At 72.9% G+C, this 22440-nt stretch carries 15 protein-coding genes; 9 read left to right on the forward strand and 6 right to left on the reverse strand.

The genetic code is table 11. The annotated features are described in order from the left end of the window. Positions 1-750 precede the first annotated feature (750 nt). On the forward strand, positions 751-4407 hold the full coding sequence (locus AC1VWI_RS31190; RefSeq protein ID WP_499514316.1) for a serine protease: 3657 nt from the start codon (positions 751-753) through the stop codon (positions 4405-4407). A 298-nt stretch (positions 4408-4705) separates the two neighbouring features. Beyond that, positions 4706-5662, forward strand: coding sequence for a bifunctional riboflavin kinase/FAD synthetase (locus AC1VWI_RS31195; RefSeq protein WP_499514317.1), 957 nt, complete (start codon positions 4706-4708; stop codon positions 5660-5662). 76 nt (positions 5663-5738) lie between these two features. On the opposite strand, the gene AC1VWI_RS31200 is transcribed toward AC1VWI_RS31195, so the two are convergent. The 3 genes from AC1VWI_RS31200 to eccE all read right to left on the reverse strand — a co-directional run bounded on the left by AC1VWI_RS31200 (position 5739) and on the right by eccE (position 10702). Next, complete coding sequence (locus AC1VWI_RS31200; protein WP_499514318.1) at positions 5739-8201, reverse strand: SCO5717 family growth-regulating ATPase; 2463 nt, start codon at positions 8199-8201, stop codon at positions 5739-5741. A gap of 318 nt (positions 8202-8519) precedes the next feature. Continuing rightward, positions 8520-9365 carry a hypothetical protein gene (locus AC1VWI_RS31205; protein ID WP_499514319.1) on the reverse strand — a complete coding sequence of 282 codons (846 nt, stop codon included), beginning with the start codon at positions 9363-9365 and terminating at the stop codon, positions 8520-8522. Next, entirely contained in the window at positions 9365-10702 is a 1338-nt protein-coding gene (eccE, locus tag AC1VWI_RS31210; protein ID WP_499514320.1) for a type VII secretion protein EccE, read from the reverse strand. The genes AC1VWI_RS31205 and eccE overlap by 1 nt, the downstream gene beginning before the upstream one ends. Before the next feature lie 278 nt (positions 10703-10980). Here eccE and eccB point away from each other — a divergent pair, with 278 nt between their 5' ends. From eccB to AC1VWI_RS31245, 7 genes are all read left to right on the forward strand, one after another. Further along, positions 10981-12513 carry a type VII secretion protein EccB gene (gene eccB / locus AC1VWI_RS31215; protein ID WP_499514321.1) on the forward strand — a complete coding sequence of 511 codons (1533 nt, stop codon included), beginning with the start codon at positions 10981-10983 and terminating at the stop codon, positions 12511-12513. Between the two features lie 229 nt (positions 12514-12742). Beyond that, positions 12743-13069: a WXG100 family type VII secretion target gene (locus AC1VWI_RS31220; protein WP_499514322.1), complete on the forward strand. Its 327-nt coding sequence runs from the start codon at positions 12743-12745 to the stop codon at positions 13067-13069. Between the two features lie 74 nt (positions 13070-13143). Continuing rightward, entirely contained in the window at positions 13144-13434 is a 291-nt protein-coding gene (locus tag AC1VWI_RS31225) for a WXG100 family type VII secretion target (RefSeq protein ID WP_499514323.1), read from the forward strand. 129 nt (positions 13435-13563) lie between these two features. After that, positions 13564-14820 carry a type VII secretion-associated serine protease mycosin gene (gene mycP, locus AC1VWI_RS31230; protein WP_499514324.1) on the forward strand — a complete coding sequence of 419 codons (1257 nt, stop codon included), beginning with the start codon at positions 13564-13566 and terminating at the stop codon, positions 14818-14820. A gap of 22 nt (positions 14821-14842) precedes the next feature. Continuing rightward, the gene (locus AC1VWI_RS31235) at positions 14843-15163 is read left to right on the forward strand and encodes a hypothetical protein (RefSeq protein WP_499514325.1); all 321 of its coding nucleotides are present in this window, start codon (positions 14843-14845) and stop codon (positions 15161-15163) included. A gap of 75 nt (positions 15164-15238) precedes the next feature. Then, positions 15239-16696, forward strand: a complete 1458-nt coding sequence (locus AC1VWI_RS31240; RefSeq protein WP_499514326.1) for a hypothetical protein — start codon at positions 15239-15241, stop codon at positions 16694-16696. An 83-nt stretch (positions 16697-16779) separates the two neighbouring features. Further along, a complete protein-coding gene (locus tag AC1VWI_RS31245) occupies positions 16780-18141 on the forward strand; it encodes a S8 family serine peptidase (RefSeq protein ID WP_499514327.1) in 1362 nt (453 codons plus the stop codon). A gap of 67 nt (positions 18142-18208) precedes the next feature. Here AC1VWI_RS31245 and AC1VWI_RS31250 read toward each other — a convergent pair whose 3' ends face one another. From AC1VWI_RS31250 to AC1VWI_RS31260, 3 genes are all read right to left on the reverse strand, one after another. Next, positions 18209-19270 (reverse strand): hypothetical protein, encoded by a 1062-nt coding sequence (locus tag AC1VWI_RS31250; RefSeq protein ID WP_499514328.1) that lies wholly within the window; start codon positions 19268-19270, stop codon positions 18209-18211. Positions 19271-19393: 123 nt separating this feature from the next. Continuing rightward, positions 19394-20083, reverse strand: a complete 690-nt coding sequence (locus tag AC1VWI_RS31255; protein WP_499514329.1) for a hypothetical protein — start codon at positions 20081-20083, stop codon at positions 19394-19396. Beyond that, the gene (locus tag AC1VWI_RS31260) at positions 20076-22349 is read right to left on the reverse strand and encodes a hypothetical protein (RefSeq protein WP_499514330.1); all 2274 of its coding nucleotides are present in this window, start codon (positions 22347-22349) and stop codon (positions 20076-20078) included. Before AC1VWI_RS31260 ends, AC1VWI_RS31255 begins: the two co-directional genes overlap by 8 nt. Positions 22350-22440: the final 91 nt, after the last annotated feature.

Raw genomic sequence — 22440 nt, forward strand, 5'->3', positions numbered from 1 at the left:
GCCGTCTGTGCCGCACAACACATACACGTCAGCGTCCAGAACGCCCACCCTCCCCCAGCCTTCGGCCGGGGGTGCCCCCACCTCCCCCGCCCCTCCGTATCGCCGGGCGACCAACGGCCGGTGGGGGTTCAGAAGGCGGTCCGGGGTTGCCGCAGGTGCCTTTCTGACCCCCACCGGCCGTCATGCGCCCCAACACACGGGAGGGGGTGTGGCGGGGTGCGCCCATGGGGGTCCCCCCGGCCGAAGGCTGGGGGAGACGAGCGGCGAACCCGGCGCCGAATGATGTGGACGTAAACCGCGAGCGCTGTGGGGGTCCCCCCGGCCGAAGGCTGGGGGAGTGCGCCGGCGCGGCACCGACCCCACACCAACAGAGCGCAGGCCCGCACTGACCGCGCCGGGCAATCGGGAGGGCGGGCGGGGGATGCCCGCCGCAGGCGCAAACAACCCGTACACAACCACCGGCCGCAAGGGGCACCCCGCGCACGAACGGCGCGCACGCGGCGACACGGGACACCCCGGACCGCTTCGGGGCGCAACCGTGAAGCGCGGGCCCTCCCCCCTCGCGGCCCGCGCTGCACGATCCCCCTCCCTCCCCGTCCCTATCCACCCCGCAAGATCAATTCACTCCAACGGGCAGGCGCTCGGAGTGAAGAGAGGGAGCGCTTGGGGGCGCGTTCGACGTGGGATCTGTTGTGTCGATCAACGGACGTCTACGGTCGAAACGGGCACTGTGGCGGGGGAGGTGCGCAGATGGCGGTACTGACCGCCGATGTCGACCGGGCGCTGGTGCGCGTCCGTGACCTGGCCGGACGGCCGCGGGGGACGGGGTTCCTCGTCGAGGCGCGGGACGGACGGGGGATGCTCGTGACGAGCCACGAGGCCGTGGACGGCCTCGTACGGCTGGTGCTGCACGCGCACGGGGAACAGACGACCCTCGTCGAGGCGCCCGCGATCACCCCGCTGCCGGAGCTGGGGCTGGCGCTCGTGGCGACGGAGGGACTGGACGTACCACCGCTGCCGGTGGCCGGGTTCGCGCGCACCGCGGGGCACGGGCGGGCCGTGCGGCTGCGCGGCGCGGCCTGGGTGGAGGCCACGATCGCGGGGACGGCGCCGGTGACGTACACCGCGACGGACCGCTTCCACCTCCTCGACGCGGCGTACGAGCTCACCGGTGCGCGCGGTGATGACGAGCCGCTGCGTGCCGTCGCCTCGGGGGAGCCCGTGATCGACGCGGAGACCGGTGCCGTGCACGGCGTCGTCGTGACCGCGCTGCACGCGGGACGAAGGGCGGGCGGGTTCGCGGTGCCGTTGCGGGCGCCGGCGGAGGGCGGGGCGCTCGCGAACGCGCTGGCGCGCAACGCGGCGACCGTGCCCGCGTACGGGCCGCACCTCAACATCGCGGGGGCGCTGCAGCTGACCGCGACCTCCGTCGCTTCCGCGGCCCGGCCACGGCCCTGGCGTGGGGCCGAGGCGCGCCCGGACACGGAGGCGGAGCTGGCGGGCTTCACGGGGGAGGGGGGCGCCTGCGTGCTCGGGCTGGTCGGCGCCCCCGGCAGCGGCCGTACGACCGCACTGGAGGCGTTGGCCGCCCGGCGTGCCGCGGGCCAGGACCCGGCGCCCACGCTGTGGCTGCGTGGGGCCGAACTGCGTGCGGACGACGCCGGGTTGAGGGATGCCGTGGCGCGGGCGCTGGCCGCAGCGGGGCGCACCGTGCACGCGGGGAGGGCGCCGGAACGCGCGCCGGCCGACGCTTCGCCCGATGCCGTCGCCCGCCTGGCGCGCGCCGTGGGGCAGCGGTTGCTGGTCGTGCTGGACGCCCCCGAGGAGATGCCGCCGCTGCTCGCCCAAGCGCTGCCCGCGTGGTCCGCGGAGACGGCGCGGTGGCTGGGCACGACGGGGGCGCGGCTGGTCGTGGCGTGCCGCCCCGAGTACTGGGAGCAGGCCGGAGCCCTGTTCCCGTCCGGCCTGCTCCACGACGCCGGCACCCCGCCGGGCGCCCGGGCGCTGCCCGCCTGCCTGCGCCTCGGCGGCCTGCCGGAGGAGCAGGCGCGGCTCGCCAGGGAGCGCCACGGGCTGTCCGCCGGTGCCCTCGCCGAGCAGGACGCGGCGCATCCGCTCGCCCTGCGGCTGCTGTCGGAGGTACGGGCCGCCGGCGGTGGCCTGACGGGACGGCCCGGCCGGGCGGAGGTCTTCTCGGCTCACCTGGACCTGCTGTGCCTGCGGATCGCCCACCGGATCGCGGCCGCCCCGGCCCCCGCGCGGGCAACGGAGGTACGGCGGCTGGCCGCCCGCGTCGCCGGGCAGGCGCACGAGGCGGCCCGGCGCTGCCTGGGCCCGGGTCAGGGCGAACTGGACCGGGCGTCCTTCGAGGAGCTGTTCCCGTGGCGCCCCGGTTGGGCGGCGGCGGTGCTCACGGAGGGGCTGGTGGTGCCGGCCGGTGCCGGGTACCGCTTCGCGCACGAGGAGTTCGGCGACTGGCTGCAGGGCGGCCAACTCGACCTGGACGAAGCGCTGTACGCCCTGGTCCACCGCTGGTCGGCCGGCGACCGGGACGGCTGCGCCGAGGCCCCCGTGCGCCTGCCCGCCCGGACCGGGGCGCAGCCGCGGCACCAAGCCGTGCCGCCGGTGCCGCCCGCACCGCCGCTCGCCCCGCCCTCCGAGCCGCGCTGCCTGCCCGTGCCGCGGCACCGCATCGGACCGGTCGTGCAGGCGCTGCTGCTCACCGCCCGCCGTTCGGGGCCGGACGTCCTCGGGCGCAGGCTGCGGCAACTGGTCCAGGTGCTCGACCGCGACGCCGCCGCACCCGCGTCGCGCGGTGGCGGGACCGTACTGCTCGACGGGGTGCCCCGGCCGCGCGGGGAGGGAGACGGTGCCGCCCGGGCGGCGGCCCGGCGCGCGGACGCGGTGTGGTGGGCGGCGCACCTGCTGGGGGAGACCCTGCTCGGGGTGCCGGACGCGACGCCGTACCGGGACGTGCTGCGACTGCTGGCGGAACGTGTCACCGTCCGTTCGATCGAGGCCGGGGGCTTCCACGAGGGCGCGGGACTGGGGGAGTTCGGGCCGTGGTTCTGGCGGCGGCTGCGGCTCCCCCCGGAGGAGCGCCTGGCGCTGCTGAGGCTGCTGCTGCCCGCCGACGGCCCGCCGCGCGCCGCGGACCGCACGCGGGAGCGGTTCCTCACGGCGGCGGGCGAGGTGCTGGCCGCGACGCCGCGGCCGTCGCTGCCCGCGCTGTGCGGCTGGTTCACCGACGAACGGCTGCTGCAGTCCGCGCCCTGCGGCCCCCGGCCGACGGTCGCCACCGCGGCGCAGGCCCTCCTCCACACGCACCGGCGGCAGGCGGTGGACGACCTCACCGAGGTCCTGGCCGCCACGGACCACCCCCGCGCCAAGGAGCTGCTGGCGGCCCTCGCCGAGGACGAGCCGTCCGCCGTGTGCCGTGCCGTCGACCGCTGGGCGCACGCGGAAAGGCCGGAGCGGCACGCCGCCGCGGCCACCTACGGCCTGCTCGCCGCCCCGCACGCCGTACTCGCCGCCGACCGCGAACTGCTGCGCTACGCGGCCCTGGCGATCCTGGCCAGACCGGCCGACCGCACCCTGCACGGCGCCGCGCTCGGCCTCCTGGTGCGGGACCCGGCGACCCGGTGCCTCCACCTGAGGGCCGCCCTGGACGGCTTCGCCGCCGGCGATCCGCTGCTGCCGGCCGCGGCGCTCGCCGCGGCCCTCCCCACGCACCCCGAGCAGGTGCTCGCCGCGTTCCACTCCCGGCTGCGCGAACCGGGCCCCGGCGCCGCCGAGGTACTGCGCGAACTGGCCGAGGTGTCCACCCCGGCGCTCGCCCGCCGGGCCGCCGCCCTGGTGTGGGACCACCTCGGCCACCGTCCCGAGGACGCCCGGCACGCGGCGGCCTACCTCGACCGCCGCCTGGAGCACGGGCCGGCCGCCCGCGCCGTCCTCCTCCCGCTGGTCACCGGACTGCTGCGGGAGCACCCGCCGCAGGTGCGCAGGGTGCTGGCGCCCGTGCTGGCCGCACCGGGCGGCCACGTCTCCCGTCCGCTGCGCCAGGAGCTGCTGGACGTCCTCCTGGACCAGGAACGCGACCCGGCCGTGCTCGACGCCCTCCTCGGCGCGGCCGCCGACGGGTGCGCCCGGCGGCCGGCCCCGATGACCCGCGACCTGGTGCACCGGGTGGGCCTCCTGCTCTGCCGTACGCCCGAGGGCGCGGCCCTTTTCGACCGGCGGCTGGTGCAGCTGGTCAGCGGGTCGCCCGGGTTCGCCCGGCAGGTGCGCGGATGGCTGGCCGCGGACGGCCTCGATGGCGCGGGCCCAGGGGCGTGGGACGCGGTGATCGGCCCGAGCGCCCGGCGCATGTGCGACCAGCTGGCGCCGGCGGAGGCGGTGGGCCTCTGACCGGCCGGGGAACATCCGCCGACGGCGGCGGCGTCACGTGCCCGCTGCGGTCCGTGCACCGCATGCTCCGGCCGGTCGTCGTGCCGCGCCGGCACTCCCGGACCGCGTGCGTCCGGCGCCGCGCCCCGCCACGTACCGCGTCCCTTCCGGGCGGAGAGCGTGCTCTCACCGGTCGGGCGAGGGGCGCGCCAGGTCCGCGACGGCCGCGTCACCGGGGGCGCTGCGCCGGTGGGCCCCCCGGCATGGCAGGCTTGGACCTGCACATCGAAGAACCATCGGCGGTCGAGGAGCGGTCACTGTGCAGCGCTGGCGAGGCTTGGAGGACGTCCCCGGGGACTGGGGACGCAGCGTCGTCACCATCGGCTCCTACGACGGCGTGCACCGCGGGCACCAGCTGATCATCGGCAGGGCCGTGGAGCGCGCCCGCGAGCTGGGCGTCGCCTCCGTCGTCGTCACCTTCGACCCGCACCCCAGCGAGGTGGTCCGCCCCGGCAGCCACCCGCCGCTGCTGGCGGCCCACCACCGCCGCGCCGAGCTGATGGCGGAGCTGGGCGTCGACGCCCTGCTCATCCTCCCGTTCACGACCGAGTTCTCGCAGCTCTCGCCGGGCGACTTCGTCCGCACCGTGCTGGTCGACGCGCTCCACGCGCGGGCCGTCGTCGAGGGCCCGAACTTCCGCTTCGGGCACAAGGCCGCCGGTGACGTGGAGTTCCTGTCCGCGATGGGGCTGAAGTACGACTACGAGGTGGACGTCGTCGACCTCTACCTGACGGGCGAGGCGGGCGGCGGCCGGCCGTTCTCCTCCACGATGACCCGCAGCCTGATCGCCGAGGGCGACGTGGCGGGCGCCGCCGAGATCCTGGGCCGGCCGCACCGGGTCGAGGGCGTGGTCGTCCGCGGCGCGCAGCGCGGCCGGGACCTCGGATACCCCACGGCGAACGTCGAGACGCTGCCGCACACCGCGATCCCCGCGGACGGGGTCTACGCGGGCTGGCTGCACGTCGAGGGCGAGGCCATGCCCGCCGCGATCTCCGTCGGCACCAACCCCACCTTCGACGGCACCGACCGCACCGTCGAGGCGTACGCCATCGACCGTGTCGGGCTGGACCTGTACGGGCTGCACGTCGCCGTCGACTTCCTCACCTACCTGCGGGGCATGGAGAAGTTCGACACGATCGACGCGCTCCTGGAGCGGATGGCCGACGACGTCAAGCGCGCCCGGGAGCTGGTCGACGCCTACGGCGCCGCCGGGTGAACCGGCGGCCGGAGCGCCGCTGACCGACCGACGCGAAGGGCCCGTCCCGCCACGATGGCGGGACGGGCCCTTCCCGTCACTGCTGCTGGGTCCAGCCGGGCGGGACCTGCCCCTGCGCCGGGGGCTGCTGCCCGGGCTGCGCCTCCTGCGGCGGCGGGGGCGGCTGCTGGGTCCAGCCCTGGGGCATGCCGCCCTGCGCGGGCGGAGGAGGCGGGGCCGGCTGCCCGTAGGGCGGCTGCTGCGGGTGGCCGTACCCCTGCTGCGGGGGCATCGGCTGCTGCGGCGGGTACGGCTGCTGCCCCTGCTGGGGCGGGTAGCCGCCCTGCTGCGGCGGCATCTGCTGCTGGGGCGGGTAGACGCCCTGGGCCTGCTGGGCGCGGACGAAGTCCTCGGCGACCAGCGACGCCAGGTGGAAGTACGCCTCACGGGTCTTCGGCCGCATCATGTCGAGGTCGACCTCGGCACCGGCGGCGAGGTGCTCGTCGAAGGGCACCACGACGACTCCGCGGCAGCGGGTCTCGAAGTGCGCGACGATGTCGTCCACCTTGATCGTCTTGCCGGTCTCGCGGACCCCGGAGATCACGGTGAGGCTGCGCTGCACGAGGTCGGCGTAACCGTGCGCGCCGAGCCAGTCGAGGGTCGTGCTGGCGCTGCTGGCACCGTCCACCGACGGGGTGGAGACGATGATCAGCTGGTCGGCCAGGTCGAGCACGCCACGCATGGCGCTGTAGAGCAGACCGGTGCCGGAGTCGGTGAGGATGACCGGGTACTGCTGGCCGAGCAGGGCCACCGCGCGGCGGTAGTCCTGGTCGTTGAAGGTGGTGGAGACGGCCGGGTCCACGTCGTTGGCGATGATCTCCAGGCCCGAGGGCGCCTGCGAGGTGAAGCGGCGGATGTCCATGTAGCTGTTGAGGTGCGGCAGCGCCTGCACCAGGTCCCGGATCGTCGCGCCGGTCTCCCGGCGCACGCGGCGGCCGAGCGTGCCGGCGTCCGGGTTGGCGTCGATGGCCAGGATCTTGTCCTGGCGCTCGGAGGCGAGCGTGGCACCCAGGGCGGTGGTGGTCGTCGTCTTGCCGACGCCGCCCTTGAGGCTGATCACCGCGATCCGGTAGCAGGACAGCACCGGCGTGCGGATCAGGTCCAGCCTGCGCTGGCGCTCCTGCTCCTCCTTCTTCGCGCCGATCTTGAAGCGCGACGCCTGGTTGTTGTTCCTGCGCGCCTTCGGCTGCTGGCGCAGCAGACGGTCCGAGGAGAGCTCCACGGCCGCGTTGTAGCCGAGCGGGGCGCCGTGCATGACCCGCTGCTGCTGCTCCTGGCCGGGACCGGGACCGCCCCAGCCGACGGCCGTGCGCGGGTCCACGGGCGGGGTGGGCTGTTGCTGCTGCTGCGGCAGGACCGGGGGGTGGGGCTGCACCGGCGGCTGGGGCTGGGGCTGGGGCGGCTGGGGCTGGGCGTGCGGGCCGGGCCCCGGCTGCGGATAGCCGTAACCGTGCGGCGGCGCCGGGGGGTTGGCTCCGTCGGCGTACGGCGGCATCGGCTGCTGCCCCTGCTGCGGGAGCGGCCCGGGCGCGGGAGCCGGGGGCTGCTGCGGAGGCGTCTGGGCGTACGGCGGCTGGGGCGGCTGGGGCGGCTGGGGCTGGGCGTAGGGCCCGGGCCCCGGCTGGGGATATCCGTACCCCTGCTGCGGGTGCGGCGGCTGCTGCGCGTGGGGGTCACCCCAGGGCGCGCCCTGGTCCGGCTGCGGGTACCCGTAACCGTGCGGCGGCGGGGCGGGCTGGGGGTAGCCGTACGGCTGCTGCGGCGCGGGCGAGTTGGGGTCGCCCCACGGCGCACCCTGATGCGGCGGCTGCGGGTAGCCGTACCCCTGCTGCTGCGGGGGCTGCACCGGGGCAGGCTGCTGCGGTGCCTCCTGCGGGGTGGCCGGCTGGTACTCCGGCGGCAGCGGCGGCACTTGGGACTGCGGCGCCGGAGCGGGCGGCTGCTGCTGCGGCTGCTGCTCGGGGGTGGCCGCGGTCTCTCCCTGGGGCGCTTGCCGGGTCTGCGGCATGGGCGGCTGCTGTGGCCCTGCGTCCGGCTCCGCGGGCGCGGGCGTCACCTCGGTGGCCACCGGCGCGGGCGCCTCCACCGGCTGCGGTTCCACCAGCTGCGGTTCCACCGGTTGCGGTTCCACGGGCCGGGCGGGCTCGGGGTCGGCGAAGACCGCCGCCGCGGCGGCCTCGCGGGTGGCGTCGGGCACCGCCGGAGCGGGCTGCGGCTCCGCGGGGGCGGGCGGCTGCCCGGCTTGCGGAGGACGGGGGTTCTGCGGCTCCTGCGGCTCCTGCGGCGACGTCGCCTCGGGCGCGGCCGCCACCGGCGGGCTCACCGCGGGAACCGGGGCCGGGGCCGGGGGAGCGGGCGTGGGCGCGCCTCCCCCCGCCTGCTGCGTGTACCAGGACGGCGGCGCGTAGTCGATCTGGAACTCGCCCGTGAGGTCCGCGTCGGACTGATCCCCGTCCGGGACGGCCCCGCCGGTGCGGATGTCGTCCTGCTCGCTGCTCACTTGTGCCTCCTGGTCAACTCAAGTACGCGCCCGGTCCGTCGGAGCGGACGCGATTCCCCCGTCTCGGAGTTCCCGCGGCACAACCGCCACGGCTCACCGGAAGAGCCTAATCATCCGGCCCGTGGGTAGGGCAAGCGCCGTCGGCATCACGACCGGCACGCCGACGTGATGCACCGTTCGCCGCGTATGGGGCCGCGCCGTCCACGCGTGGACACGGCTGCTGCGGATGCCGGGACCCTTGTGCCCATGCCCCGTGCCGCGGCCGGGTAACCGCCGCGGCACGAGTGCGTCCGGAACGCCCCGGCGGGCGGCCCCTGGTCAGTCCACGCGCCGGGCCGGGCCGAGAAGGCCGGACTCCGCGTCCGTGGGCTGCGTCATCACGAACTGCCGGCGCTTGCGCGTGCACCACATCGTCACGTTGTCGCCGAGCGTCGGCAGCGCGGCCACGTCGGCCTCCGACAGGCCCATCACCTGGCCGATGACCTCGGCCTCCTGGGGCGAGACCCGCTGCAGCCCCACCACGTCGGCGCCGGCGAGCAACCGCGGGGCCGTCGGCCCCAGGTACGGCAGCAGGGTCACGACCGACTGCCAGGACTGCGCTGCCACCCGGCTGCGCGGCGGACGGGCGCCGCAGTCACGGACGATGACGACGGGGCTGTGCACCGAAGGACCCTGCGGGGCGATCCGCCCGACCTCGTGCACCGTCACGCACTGCTGGCCGCCGCCCGCCGCCTGCGCCATCGGCGCCCACGACTGGGGGCGGGCGGTCTCCACCGCGACCCGGGCACCGGTCGCGGCGGCGCGCAGCGACAGCACCTGCGCCAGCCACATGCTGCCGACCAGCACCACGTCGAGCCGGGCCGGGCGGCTCAGCGCCAGCACGGCGGGCTGGTTGGCGGCGTCGATCCCGATGACGACACCGTCGTCACCGATCGGCAGGGACAGCCCGGACAACTGCCCGGGTGTCAGGGTGTGCCGGTCGCGGCGCGGTCCGAGCAGCCCGAACGCGGCACGCAGCGTGCGCCGTCCGGCGCCGGCGAAGGAGGAGCCGCGCGGGTCGGCGCCCTGCGGCAGGTGCGAGGGGCGGGGCCCGGTGCCGCCGGGGAAACCGGAGCCCGCGCCGGGGTGCTGTCCGCCGAAGGCGGGAACGGTCGGAGCCGACATCAGCGGGTACCTCCCAAGGGCAGCGTGGCCAGGATGCCGGGCACCTGCTCGCGGTCCAGCCGCACCAGGCCCAGCCGGGACGCGGTCGCGCGGCGTTCCAACTGGTGCCGTGCCTCGACCAGTTCGTTCTCGCTGCGGCCGGTCAGCCGTACGTACCCGGACAGCAGCGCCGCTCGGCTGCCGCCCGGCGCGAGGACCAGGGAGAAGGTGCTGGCCAGCGCGGGCGAGGAGGTCAGCAGGCCGACCAGGTCGGGCAGCGCGGCGGCGCCGGTGCCCAGTTGCGGCCAGCGGCTGACCCAGTAGGTCGTGTGCCAGCGGTCGTCGCACCGCCACGCCCGCGCGCTCTCGGAGGTACGGCGTGCCTGGCGGCTGCCGTCGAGGGCGGCGCCGCCCGTCGTGGCGAGGGGGTTCACGCAACTCGACGTCGCCACGGCGGCGATGATCTCGGGCTCGGTGAGCACGCGGGCCTCGAGCCCGGTGCCCACCAGCCGGCTCACCAGGTGGTCGGCGGCCCGCAGCAGGGCGCGCCGCGCCCCGGCCATGCCGCCGCCGCGCGCCTGCACCGCCTCCGGGCACAGTTCGGGATCGAGCTTGATCGCGATCCAGGTGAGCCGCAGCCCCGGCGTCTGGCTCTGCGCCTGCAGCGGTGCGTAGGAGCGTGCGGCCAGCGCCTGCGCGGGCAGGTGCGGGGCGGGGGCGGGCTGGGTGTGCTGGACGACCTGGACCGACGCGAGCCGGATGTCGTCCACCGTCAGCAGGCCGTTCAGCAGCTCCAGGGGGAGCGAGCGGACTCCGCGGGCCGGGCGCAGCGGTTCGTCGACCGCCTGCACCTGGACGACGGCCGTCAGGAAGGTGCCGTCGCCGATCATGCCGATCTCGCGCTGCTCGCGCTCGTCGGTGTACCCGTAGGTGCGCAGCGCCGGGTCGCACTCCACGGCCGGCACGAAACCGGGGTCGGTGCCCTGCGGGACGCCGGCGGCGTTGCGCCGCTGACGGGTCTTCAGGGCGCGGGCGGTGGCCATCCACTCCGGCATCGGGCGGCCGCGCCGTCGCAGCAGGCCGAAGAGCAGCAGCGGAACGGCGATGACCGCGGCCACGACGGGCCCGACCACCTCGTGGATCAGCCAGCCGCCCAGCAGCAGTGCGAGTGCCAGCTCGATCAGCACGAGTTGCTGCACCCGCACGGGGCCTATGCTCCCGGGCCTGCGGGTCATCACCGGGGCCGCCGCCCCGGCCCGCGCCGCGGGGGAGCCGCCGTGCCCGTTCCCGGGTGGTCCGGCGTACTGCTGCGGTGGCTCGTCGCCCGGACTGCGCCGGGACCTGGTCGCGGTGGTCATCCCCCGTACAACCCTTCTGCTTCTGCTGGTACCTGTGCCGCGCGGGCGGCGTCCGGCGCCGTCCAGCGCTCGCTCGCGTCCGTCGCCCTGCCGGCGTGGGACGCTCCGGGTGCCGCTGGCGGGCCGATCGCGCTACCCCGTACCGTACGGTGCGATCGTCACACGGCATAGTAGGGGTCCCCCTCATCACAGCCGTCACCACAGCCGTCACCGCGGCGGACAGACGGGACCGGGGAACGCCACAACACAGCAGCGACATACGGGGAGTTGACGCAGGGATGGCGACACGTAGGGATGAGCTGAACGCCTACTCGTTCGCGCGCAGGCGCACGGTGGCCGCGTTTCTCCAGCCCTCCCCGCACGGTTCGGAGGAGGCCGCCCCGCGCCCGCTGAAGACCGTCGCCCCGAGCCTCGTCGTGGGTCTGCTGGTCGTTGTCGGCTTCGGATTCTGGGGCATATTGAAGCCCGCCGCGCCCAAGGGCTGGGACACCCCCGCCCAGAAGGTCATCGTCGGCGACGCGTCCACCACCCGTTACGTCGTGCTGAAGACCAACGGCGAGGCGCAGCTGCACCCCGTGCTCAACCTCGCCTCCGCCCGACTGCTGCTCGACCCCGAGAAGTTCGAGGTCATCAAGGTCAAGGAGTCGGTGCTCGACAACAGCGGCATGACGCTCGGCAGCACCATCGGCATCCCCTACGCCCCGGACCGGTTGCCCAGCCAGGACGACGCCGGCAAGCCCAAGACCTGGGCGCTGTGCGAGACCCCGGGCGGCGGCACGGACCGCTCGGCCCAGCGGGCGGTCCTCGTCATCAACCAGCAGAAGCCCAAGGAGGCGGCCCTGGTCGGGGGCGCGAACCAGCTCCGTGACGACGAGGCCATGTACATCGAGGTGCCCGGCGGCGACCAGTACCTGGTGACGGACCGGGGCTTCCCCTACCTGCTCGGCGGCCCCGCCGGGAAGCAGCAGCCCGAACTGGTCAACACCCTGCGCCAGGTCATCTTCGGCGCCTCCGCGCAGCCGCAGAAGGTCGACGCCGACTTCCTGTCGACCCTCAACAACGTGCCGGGCGCCGCCATCTCCTTCCCGCAGGTCGACGGCATGGGCGAGACGTCCACCGCGCCGGGTCTGAGCGCCGGGCACGCGAAGGTCGGCCTGGTGCTGAAGGCCAACGACGACCAGTACGTGGTGCAGCGGGACCGGGTCGTCCGTGTCACCGCCTTCATGGCGAAGCTGCTGCTGAACAGCCCTCAGGCGAGGTCGCTGTACGACGGATCGCCCGAGGCGGTCTCCGTCAACGTGGGCGAAGTCACCTCGGCCCAGGCGAGCGAGACCTTCATGGACGACCTCGGCTGGCCGGAGAAGGCGGTCACGCAGGCCAACACCCAGGACGAGAAGGACGGCCGCAGCGTCGCGTGCAGCGTGTACAGCGGTGTCGACGACAAGGTGACCAAGAAGCCGGCGATGACGATGTGGGCCGGGAAGAAGTTCCCCCGGGACGTGGCGCAGAGCGGTACGAACACCTACGTCTCGCCCGGCAGCGGCCTCTTCTACAAGGCGTACGACGGTACCGACAAGCGCATCGGGTCCATCTTCCTGGTCACCGACACCGGACTGCGCTACTCGGTGCCGACGACGGGCGACAGCGACAGCGGCGGCGCCGCCAAGCAGGACGACGCGGTCGGCGTCGTGCAGACCAAGCTCGGCTACGCGAAGAACTCCCCGGTGCCGGTGCCGCGGATCTGGTCGGACCTCCTCGCGAGCGGGCCGACGCTCGACGTGAACGCGGCGAAGCAGGCGCAGGGCTCCTGAACTGGTATTTCCGCGGACCGTCGCGGGTATTGATTGAGCATTTGACAATCCATTGGCCAAGCCATCAACACCCGTGGCAACGTGAGGGTTTGGTGATGAAGGTCAGGATCCCGATACGGAACCGGGTACCTGTTCGCCTTGTCACCGCTATTGGCTAGAGTTGAAGACCGACCACATCTTCGGATGTGCGACGAATCCGATCTTCTACGTCTCATGGGGGACTCCAGACATGGCTGGACAGCAGTTCACCATGACCGAGGAGGAGATGGTTGCGTTCAGCAACCGCATCTCCACGGTCAACTCCTCGATCCAGGGCGAGATCCGCCGCCTCCAGACCGTGATCGACACGATCACCTCGGGGTGGAAGGGCTCCGCCGCCACGGCGTACAACAACCTGCAGTCGCAGGTGAACCAGGACGCCAACAAGATCAACCAGATCCTGGGCGACATCAAGGAAGCTGTGGACGCGAGCACCAAGAACTACTCCGCCTCCGAGGAGGAGCAGCGCGCGTCCATCCAGAGCATCTCGGCGCAGGGAAGCAACCCGTTCGGATGACCGTCCCCGCGCGGTGACCTGACGCCGCGCCGGCCGGTCCAGACATCCGAATCCAACATCTGAGGAGACATCACATGTCCGGGCAGATCCTGGTCAATTTCCAGACCATCTCCCAGGCCGCGACCGACGTGCGTACGACGGCCAACAACATCAAGCGCCAGCTGGACGACCTCGAGGCCGGCGTGAAGAAGATCGCGACCACGTGGGAGGGCTCCGCGCAGGAGGCCTACCGCACCAAGCAGACCGAGTGGGACCAGCGCGCCGCGTCCATGCACCAGACGCTGGAGGCCATCGCCCGTGCCCTCGACACGGCCGCGCAGAGCTACCAGGCCACCGAGAACAAGAACCGGCAGATCTGGGGCTGATCGCGCGCCTGGCCGCGTAACAGGTGATGAGGGCGGGCGTGTACGGCGACGTACGTGCTCGCCCTCGTCGGCGGTTTGACCACGAACCGCACATAACGGGAGGACGGAACACCAGTGGGATCGCACGCCGTGAGGCGCACCGCCGCCATCGCCGCAGCAGCGGCGCTCGCCGCCTTCGGCCTGCCTGCCGCCGGCGTCGCCTCGGCGTCGTCCGCCGGCGACGTACGCACGGTCCTCGCCGACGACGGCGACGACGAGCGCTTCCAGATCGACGACACCCAGTGCTCGTTCCCGTCCGACGTGATCAAGGGCACGCCCTGGTCGCTCCAGCGCATCGTCCTCGAGCAGTTGTGGAAGGACACCCAGGGCCTCGGGGTGGTCGTCGCCGTCATCGACACCGGCGTCGACAAGAACAACAGGCAGCTCGCCACCGCCGTCAAGTTCGGCGTGGGCAAGGACCTGATCGAGCCCAAGGACCCGGACGACGGCGCCAAGGACCCGGTCGGCCACGGCACCAAGGTCGCCGGCATCATCGCCGCCCGGCCCTCCAAGGACACCGGCTTCGTCGGCATCGCCCCGCGCGCGTCGATCCTCGCCATCCGCCAGAACGACAACCAGGGCGGCGGCACGGTCAGGACCATGGTCGAGGCGATCAAGTACGCCGCGAACGCCGGCGCCAAGGTCATCAACATCTCGCAGGACACGGCCACGGCGATGCCGCCCGACTCCGCCCTGGAGCAGGCCGTCAAGTACGCCCAGGAACGCGACGCCCTGATCGTCGCCTCCGCCGGCAACGACGGCGCGGGCGGGCAGGAGAAGCTGACCTACCCCGCCTCCTACGACGGCGTCCTGGCGGTCGGCGCCTCCGACCGCGACAACGCCCGCGCCAACTTCTCACAGCCCGGCTCCTTCGTGGGCATCGCCGCCCCCGGCGTCGACATGGTGTCCACCGTCCCCTTCGGCGGCCACTGCATCGACCAGGGCACCAGCTTCTCCGCGCCGTACGTCTCCGGCGTCGCCGCCCTCATCCGGGCCAAGCACCCCGACTGGACCTACCGCCAGGTCATCACCCAGATCGAGCAGACCGCGGACCGCGGCAAGCCGGGCCGCGACGACTTCGTCGGATGGGGCGTCATCGACCCCGTGGCCGCCGTCAACGACGACGCCACCACCCCGAAGGACGCCCCGACGCCGGACCCCGTCGTCAACGCCGGGGCCCACGAGAAGATCGAGGCGGCGACCGTCATCCTCGGCGAGAGCCCCCAGGAACGCACCGAACGCTACGCCGTCTACACGGTCGGCGGTGCGATCGGCGGTGTCGCGCTGCTGGTGGGTGGTGGCGTGGTGTTGGGCGACTGGCGTCGCAAGCGAGGGATCAACACATGAGTAGGAACGGGGAAGCGACACGATGAGTGACCAGTACAAGGTCGATCTGAGTGAGCTTGAGGACACGATCACCAAGCTCAACGGCGTCATCAGCCAACTGGGCGTGGCCAACGTCTGTGCCAAGAACGACACTTACCTGCCGCCCGGCGCGCTCGGCGCCGGATTCGACGAGGCCGAGAAACTGGCGCGTGCGCACGAGGACATGAAGACGCACATCGAGTCGGTCGTCGCGTACATCCACGATGTCATGAACGATTTCGGCGGCAAGACGAAGAAGGTCCACGGCCATTATTCGGATGCCGAATACGACGCGCAGGGCGGCATGTCCGGATCCGGTCAGTGAGCGGGACCATGAGCGTGGTCGAGGCCGCAGCAGTGAGGGCAGTGAGGAACGTCGTGCCGGAGGGGGTAACGCACCATGACTGACAACGAGGGGACGTACTACGAGTACAACGCCCCGACCCAGTGCTACGCCGGTGAGCACACCACCGACTTCGCCGGCGGCAAGAACATGGACCAGATGAAGGGCATGCTCGCCAACGCCGACCACGTCGAGGTCGAGTCCTGCGCCAAGGGCTGGATGCAGGTCCACGATCAGCTGGTGGTGGGTTCGGGCAGCGCCAAGTCAGTGTTCGACGCGGCGGTCGAGCACATCACCCAGCACTGGGACGGTGCGGCGGCCGAGGGCTTCAAGGCCCAGGCCAAGGTCATCACCAAGATGATCAGCGACTGCTCGACGTACGCCCGGTACACGTCGCAGGCGATGACCAACGCGGCATCGATCCTGAAGACGATCAAGCCGCAGGTCGACGCGATGGAGAAGCCGGGCACCCTGTCCAGCTTCGGAGACGCCCTCGGCGACGGGTTCGACCGCAGCGACGCGCAGCTTCACTCCGACCTCGGCAACGGGATGGGCACGCAGTCCGCGCTCGACAAGAACCGCGGCTCGCTGTCGGCAGGCAAGGAAGCACAGCTCGAGATGGCTGTGAAGATGGAGCAGCTCGGCGCGGGCTACAACGCGCAGTCCATGACGCTGGGTTCGTGGACGAAGAAGCCGACGCCCAAGCGTTACGACGAGAAGGACGACTACCCGGGAGACCCGGGCGGCGTCGCGCCCGTACCGATGCCGGTCCCCTCCGAGGTCGGCAGCCCCCGTCCCAGCGACTCCGGCCGCGGCAGGACGGGGGGCACCACCGGCACCCTCACGCCGTCGCGCGAGGTGAAGTCGCCGCGTGAATCCGGTATCACCGGTGGTGTACAGAAGCCGGTGGCGAGCACCAAGCCGCAGGTGGGTACCGCGATCGACGGCATCGCCGGAGGCACGACCGGGTCCGGCGGATACGGTGGCGGGACCGCGGGTGTCGGTGGCGGAGTCGGCGGTGTCGGTGGCGTGGGTGCCGGTGGCTCGGCCGGTGCCGGAGCCGGTGCGGGTGTCCCGGGCGCCCTCGGCGGCCTCGGTGGACGTGGCGGCATGGCGGGCGGGGCAGGTGGTACCGGTCGCGGAGGTGCTGCGGGCCGTGGCGGTATGCCCGGCGCCGGTGGCGCGGGCGCGGGTGCGGGCAGCAGGGGAGGCGCGGCCGCCGGTCGAGGCGGCAGCCTCGCCCGACGTGGCGGCGGCGTCGTCGGTGCCGCCAAGGGCACCGGTTCGGGCACCCGCGGTACGCCGGGCGGCTCGGGCCTGCACAGGAGCCGCGGCGCGGCGGGAGCCGGCAGCGGCGGCAACGTCGGCAAGGGCGCGAACCGCATGATGGGCCGCGGCCAGACCGACCGGACGGAAGAGGAAGAGCGGCGCGAGGGCGAGCGTCCCGACTACCTGGTCGAGGACGAGGAGACCTGGACGCCCGAGCGCAACAACGCTCCTCGGGTCATCGAGTAGCGGCAACGCGGCAGCATGTAGAACAGTGTGGGGGCTCGGCCGGCGAAGCTGTGGCCCCCACACTGCCTGAGAGAGGACAAAGGATGGCCTTCACACGGACGCTGCGCTCAGTGGGCGGCGTTGTGCTCGCGGGTGCGCTGGTCTTCGCTGCTGCACCGGCCGCTTCAGCGGACCAGACGAGAGAAGACCAGTGGCCGCTGAAGGCCTTCGACGCCGCATCCATCTGGAAGATCTCCAAGGGCAAGGGTGTCACCGTCGCCGTCATCGACTCCGGTGTCAACGCCGGTCACGTCGACCTCAAGGGCAATGTGATCGAGGGGAAGGACTTCATCGACGGTGGCTCCACCGCTCCTCAGGCCGGCGACGATCACGGCACCGCGATGGCTTCGATCATCGCGGCCCATGGTCACGGTCCGGGTGGGGCCGACGGCGTCATGGGGCTCGCTCCGGATGCCAAGATCCTCGACATTCGCGACGACGGACACCACGACGACGGATTTGCCGGGTCGATCCGGTATGCCGTTGACCACGGAGCCACCGTCATCAACGTCTCGTCCGGAGGAGCGGTCAAGGTCGACGCGGAGGCGGAGGCCGTCGCCTACGCCCTCAAGAAGAACGTCGTCGTGGTCGCGGCCTCGGGCAACGAGGGTTCCGAGGTGCGCTACCCGGCGGGCCACCCCGGCGCCATCGCGGTGGGCGCGGTGAAGAACAACACCGAGATCTGGGAAGGGTCCAACCACGGACCCCAGTTGCTGCTCTCGGGCCCTGGAACTTTCATCGTGAGCGCCGGCGGCAAGGACAACGCGGCCTATCGCTCCGGCACCGGAACTTCGGACGCGAGCGCGTTCGTGGCCGCGGCGGCGGCCCTCCTCAGGGCCAAGTTCCCGGACCTGACCGCGGGGCAGGTCGTCAACCGCCTGACCAAGTCCGCCGGTCTCCCCTCGTCGGAGAAGGGTCTCTCCCTTCCGGACGAGCACTATGGCTACGGCTTCATCCAGCCGCTTGCCGCCCTTACCCGGGACATCCCCGCCGGGCCCACCTACGGCCCCCTCAAGGTGCCGGAGTCGCTGCAGGCCGGACAGAGCGGTGACGGCCAGGGCACCACGGACAACCCCTCCGCCTCCGCCCCCAACGCCAGCGGCGGCGGCATGAGCGACGACGAACAGGCGGCGGCCGACCGCAAGCAGGTCATCGCGCTCAGCGTGATCGGCCTGGTGGGTCTGCTGGTGCTCGCGCTCGTCGTGTTCCTGATCGTGAAGCTGGCGCGCCGCAACAAGGGCAACAACGGTGGCGGCCCGGGTGGGCCCGGAACGCCCAACGGCTGGGGTGGCAACGGCCAGCCGCAGTACGGACAGCCGCCGCACCAGCAGCAGTACCCGGGCCAGAGTGGCAATCCGTACCAGCAGCAGTCGCAGGGCCCGGGGCAGCAGTGGTCGAACCAGTAGCCGGGGCCTGAAAGCGACCGCGCCGTGCCGTCCTTCTCGCTGTCCGCAGAGGGAGCAAGCGGGGCCGTCAGGAGAGCGTCGCGGGGCTGTCGCACCCGTGGCGGGCGGCCGACTGCTCGGCGAAGCGCTGCAGATCGGCCCGCTCGGAGGGGGTGAGCGGCTTCGAGGTGAAGTGCCGGTCGCTCCCGTCGACCGGCGACGCGTGGAAGTAGCCGACGCCCAGGGCCCCCGGGCAGGTGGCGGACGTCCACACCGACGTACCGTCGACTCCCGAGGGCTTGTCGTGCCCCCCGTACGCGCCGTTCATGACGGCTTGGGAGTTGTCGTTGAAGGGGCCGTACGCGGCGGCCAGCTGCAGGTGTCCCGGGAGCACGCACTCCTCCACCGGCGCTGCCTCCGCGGGTGTTTCGCGTACCTCGGTGGCGGAGGTCAGCCCCTCGCAGGTGCCCTCGGCCTCGGCGGCCGGCACGGTGGTGGCGGACGCCGACGGGGCCGTCAGCCTCTTCGCGTCCCCGGGCTTCGTCGCACACCCGGTCGCCTCGGCGGCCTTCCGTGCCGTCTCGGTCACGGTCCGGGCGAGTTGGAGGCGCACGGACTCGGTGACCTCGATGTCGTGGGGGGACTCGGCCGCGACGAGCAGGCCACCGCCCTGCTCGGGCTCCCAGTTGTCACAGCTCAGCAGTACGGACGCGGTCGCTCCGGCGTCCTCCGTGACCATGAAGCCCTGCCAGCCCGCGTCCAAGGGCACGGGGAGCGACTCCTGCACATCCTGGAACGTGTGGACGCCGTAGGCATTGAGGGCACCCGCCGTGGTCTCGATGGATATCCCGGCGCCGCCCACGTCGCAGCGCACGGCGAGGCCCGCGGGCTCCTTCACGTCGTCGGACACGTCGAACTGCCGGCTGCCGACGTCGAAGCCCCTGCCGATCAGGCTCATCCGGGACTTCCCGGCGAGCTCCAGCACCGGGTCGACCGGCAGCATCCCGCCGCAGGCCCGGCCCGTCTGCGCCGCCGGGTACTGCAGCTGGAACCCGTGGTACCCCGCGCCGAGTGCGGCGAGGACCACCGCGGAGACGATCAGCCGACGCTTGCGGTTCTTCCGGAGCCATGTCCGGCCTTCCCTCGTCACGTCCTGCTGCCCCCGTCGTCCTTCTCGTTCCGGCCCTGCCCCCGCCCTCACGTCCCCCGTGCTGCCGGGCCGCGGCAACCGACCGTCAGATCGCGGCACCGGTCGGCCTCTCGGATCCCACGTTCACCTCGTCGGCTGTTGCAAGGCGGGGGCCGTACTCGGAAGCCCACTCGCGTCCTGGCATTTCGCGGAGTGTTCGGCGACGTAGCGCGCGGCGTCGGCGGCGAGTTCCACCATGGCCTCACGTGCCTTCAGGACCTCCTGCTCGCTTCCGCGCAGCGCGGGCGCGGCGACACTGACGTCCACGGCGAACTTGCCGCCCTCGAGCGTGCAGGGGACGGTGAGAACCGCGAGTTCCGTGCCGCCGCCGGAGGTGACGTATCCGCGGGCCGGGCCCCAGTCGAGTTCGCTGCCGCCGGCCTTCACGCGCCGGGCGATGTCCTTCTCGTCGACGAGGCCGCTGCGCAGCCCGGATCCGACCTGGATCACTTCGCCGTCCACGTTGACGGCGCAGTACCCCTCGTCGCCGCCCACGGACTGCTCCGTGAGAGGCGCCCGCAGGCCGCCTCCCGTGCTCTCGTCCGCCACGACCTCGGACACAGGTGCCTGGTGGAACCGGGTGATCGGCTCCGTGGAAACGGACGTGCCGCAGAGCACGGCCGGCAGCGCGGCCCGTGACGACGCACTGGGAGGGCCGCCTCCTTCGGCCCCGTCGCCCGACGAGCAGGCGACGCCTCCGGACGCGAGGAGCAGGATGCCCGCGATGGCACGGACGGTCTTGTTCACCTGGTGTGTCCCCTTGTGGTCAGCCATGACGGGCGTCCTCGGCCTTGGCGCCGGCGGCGTGGCTCTGCTGGGCCTCGCGTCCGGCGGTGTCCTGCAGATCGCCGACGGTGTCCGTGTCGTACCCGCCGTGCGCGCCCGCCTGGCGCACCGCGTCCCTCGCGGAGCGCACCGCCTGCTCCTGGCCGTCGCTGTAACCGCGTCCGGCCTCGTGCTCCGCCTCCGTGGAGCTGTCGTGCTTGATGGACTCCAGCACGCTGCTCTGCACGTCCTCGATCATCCAGCCCGCGACGTCCCCGACGACGGGCACCTTGATCGCGCCGGTCGCGAGTCCCGCGCCGCGCCCGACCCACTTGCCGACGTCTTCGCTGTTCTTGTTGAAGTCCTCGTCCTCCGCGCGCTTGGTGTCCCAGACGGCGTCCGCGCGTGCCTCGCTCATGATGCCCGCCACGGTCGCTCCGGGGTGGACGGCGCTGGCGACACGGTCGCTGACCGGTACCCGGGTGTCGGTCTCCCCGTTCATCGCCCGGTCCACCAGACCCGTGGTGTACGCCTGCTGGGAGGCGTTGATCGCCTGGTAGGCGTCGGGGTCCTGCCCGACCTCCGCGAGGAACGCCTGGGTTGCGGCACGGTCCAGATTCGCCGAGGCACCGTGGACGGGCAGGTTGTCGTCACCCGAGACACCGCGCTGGACGTCCCCCATGTAGTTGGCGGCGATGTGCCCCAGGCTGTCGCGCATCGGCTCCAGGGGCGCCCCGTCCTTGCCGTTGACGAGTTCGCCGCCGCCCTGACCGCCGAACTTCTCGACGATGTCGTTCACCAGCCCGGCCTGCGCCTGGCTGTGCTTGGGCATGTCCGAGCCCTCGTAGTCGTACGCCACGCCACTGGTCGCCGCCTCCAGGGCGTGGCCCAGGGCGTCGGGGCCGTACTGGGTGGCCTTGGCGCTCTCCTCGAGGTCGCGGCTCGCCGTGTCCGGCACCCAGTCGCGGTCGGGGTCGGTGAAGTAGTCCAGGTAGGAGTCGACGTCCTTCTTCCCGTCGCCGTGGTCCACCCTGACGTCGCCGTCCGGGTCGACGGTGCCGTCACGGTGGTAGGCGACCACGTCGCCGGTGAAGAAGTCCTCGGCGGCCCCTGGGCTGTGGCCGAGTCCCTCCAGGATGCCGGTCATGGGGTCGAAGCCGTCACCACCCTTGCCGGAGGGGTTGGACGTGATGTCCTCGTTCAGCGAACCGCGCGGGGAGTTCTCGATCCAGATGTCGGGGTTCTCGGCCTCCAGGGAGACCGCGTGCTGCGCGATGGGCGTGAGGAAGTGCGAGTCGTAGTCGCCGTACCGCAGGATGCCGCCCAGGACCTGGTAGCCGTAGGGCTGGTACGGGTAGCCGGGGTTGTCGCTGACCGTGAACTTCTGGGCGCCCTGGGCGCGCAGTTCCGCGTTCCACGCGTCGGACAGGTGGGGCTGCTTGTCCGGGTCGGTGGCGGTGGCCAGGGAGTAGCCGAGGTTCTTCTGGAGTTCCTGGACCTCCTTGAAGCGTTTGGAGTCCGGCTCCTCGTCGGCCTGGGCGGTGAGGTTCGCGTAGAAGTCCAGCGTCTTGTGCGGACCGAGCTTGTCGTAGAAGCCGGTGGTGAACTCGGAATCCTTGCTGTTGGCGTGGAGGATCCGGTTCAGCTGGTCGAGTTCGGCGTCCGTCGCCTGGTCGCCCTTGGCGGCGATGGCGGCGGCCTGGTCGATCTCCACGGCGTCGAGGCTGGTGTAGACGCCGGTGTTGAACGACCGGCTGTCGCCGTTTGCGTCGCGCTCCAGGGCGGCGCTCGCGGCCTCGTCGGCGGCGGTGACCTGTTCCAGCACGCGCGTCAGGCGTGAGGAGAGCGAGTCCAGCTTCTCCTTGCGCTCGGTGGCGAAGCCCGGGGAGGCGGAGGCGGTCGGGCTGTCCCAGCGGGAGTCGACGTCCTTGATCGCCCCGTCCTCGGAGACGTGGAAGCTGTCGGTCCGGGCTTCGTCGAGCAGGGCGTGGAGCTGCTTCTGGTACGCGGCGAACTCGGTGTGGGCGTCCTTGAGCAGCTTGGCGACGCGGCCGGCCTCGGTGGCGGCGTTCTCGTACTCCGTGCGGGCCTTGTCCATGGTGGCGAAGGCCGCGGTCGCGGCGTCGCCTTCCCAGTGGCCTTTGAGGTGGTTGATCACGCGCTGCTCGAACTCTCGCTGGAGGGCCTCGTACTTGGCGGGCAGCGCGCCCCACGAGGCGGCGGCGTCGGACAGCGGCCCGAGGTCGGCCTTGTCGAGGTAGGGGATGGACACCATGTGTGCGTCAGCTCCTGTCCGTCCCTGCGGACGGGTGTGGGTGTGCGTTGCGGCCGTGCCCCGTGGCCCGGGCGTCCCGGGGCGGAGGGCG

This window comes from Streptomyces sp. TOM-9, from assembly GCF_056858595.1.

Coding starts and splice junctions, on each gene's coding strand:
- AC1VWI_RS31245 (WP_499514327.1), top strand. CDS start 16,780: ATGGCCTTCACACGGACGCTGCGCTCAGTGGGCGGCGTTGTGCTCGCG.
- AC1VWI_RS31235 (WP_499514325.1), top strand. CDS start 14,843: ATGAGTGACCAGTACAAGGTCGATCTGAGTGAGCTTGAGGACACGATC.
- AC1VWI_RS31260 (WP_499514330.1), bottom strand. CDS start 22,349: ATGGTGTCCATCCCCTACCTCGACAAGGCCGACCTCGGGCCGCTGTCC.
- AC1VWI_RS31205 (WP_499514319.1), bottom strand. CDS start 9,365: ATGTCGGCTCCGACCGTTCCCGCCTTCGGCGGACAGCACCCCGGCGCG.
- eccB (WP_499514321.1), top strand. CDS start 10,981: ATGGCGACACGTAGGGATGAGCTGAACGCCTACTCGTTCGCGCGCAGG.
- AC1VWI_RS31225 (WP_499514323.1), top strand. CDS start 13,144: ATGTCCGGGCAGATCCTGGTCAATTTCCAGACCATCTCCCAGGCCGCG.
- AC1VWI_RS31220 (WP_499514322.1), top strand. CDS start 12,743: ATGGCTGGACAGCAGTTCACCATGACCGAGGAGGAGATGGTTGCGTTC.
- eccE (WP_499514320.1), bottom strand. CDS start 10,702: ATGACCACCGCGACCAGGTCCCGGCGCAGTCCGGGCGACGAGCCACCG.
- AC1VWI_RS31255 (WP_499514329.1), bottom strand. CDS start 20,083: ATGGCTGACCACAAGGGGACACACCAGGTGAACAAGACCGTCCGTGCC.
- AC1VWI_RS31190 (WP_499514316.1), top strand. CDS start 751: ATGGCGGTACTGACCGCCGATGTCGACCGGGCGCTGGTGCGCGTCCGT.
- AC1VWI_RS31240 (WP_499514326.1), top strand. CDS start 15,239: ATGACTGACAACGAGGGGACGTACTACGAGTACAACGCCCCGACCCAG.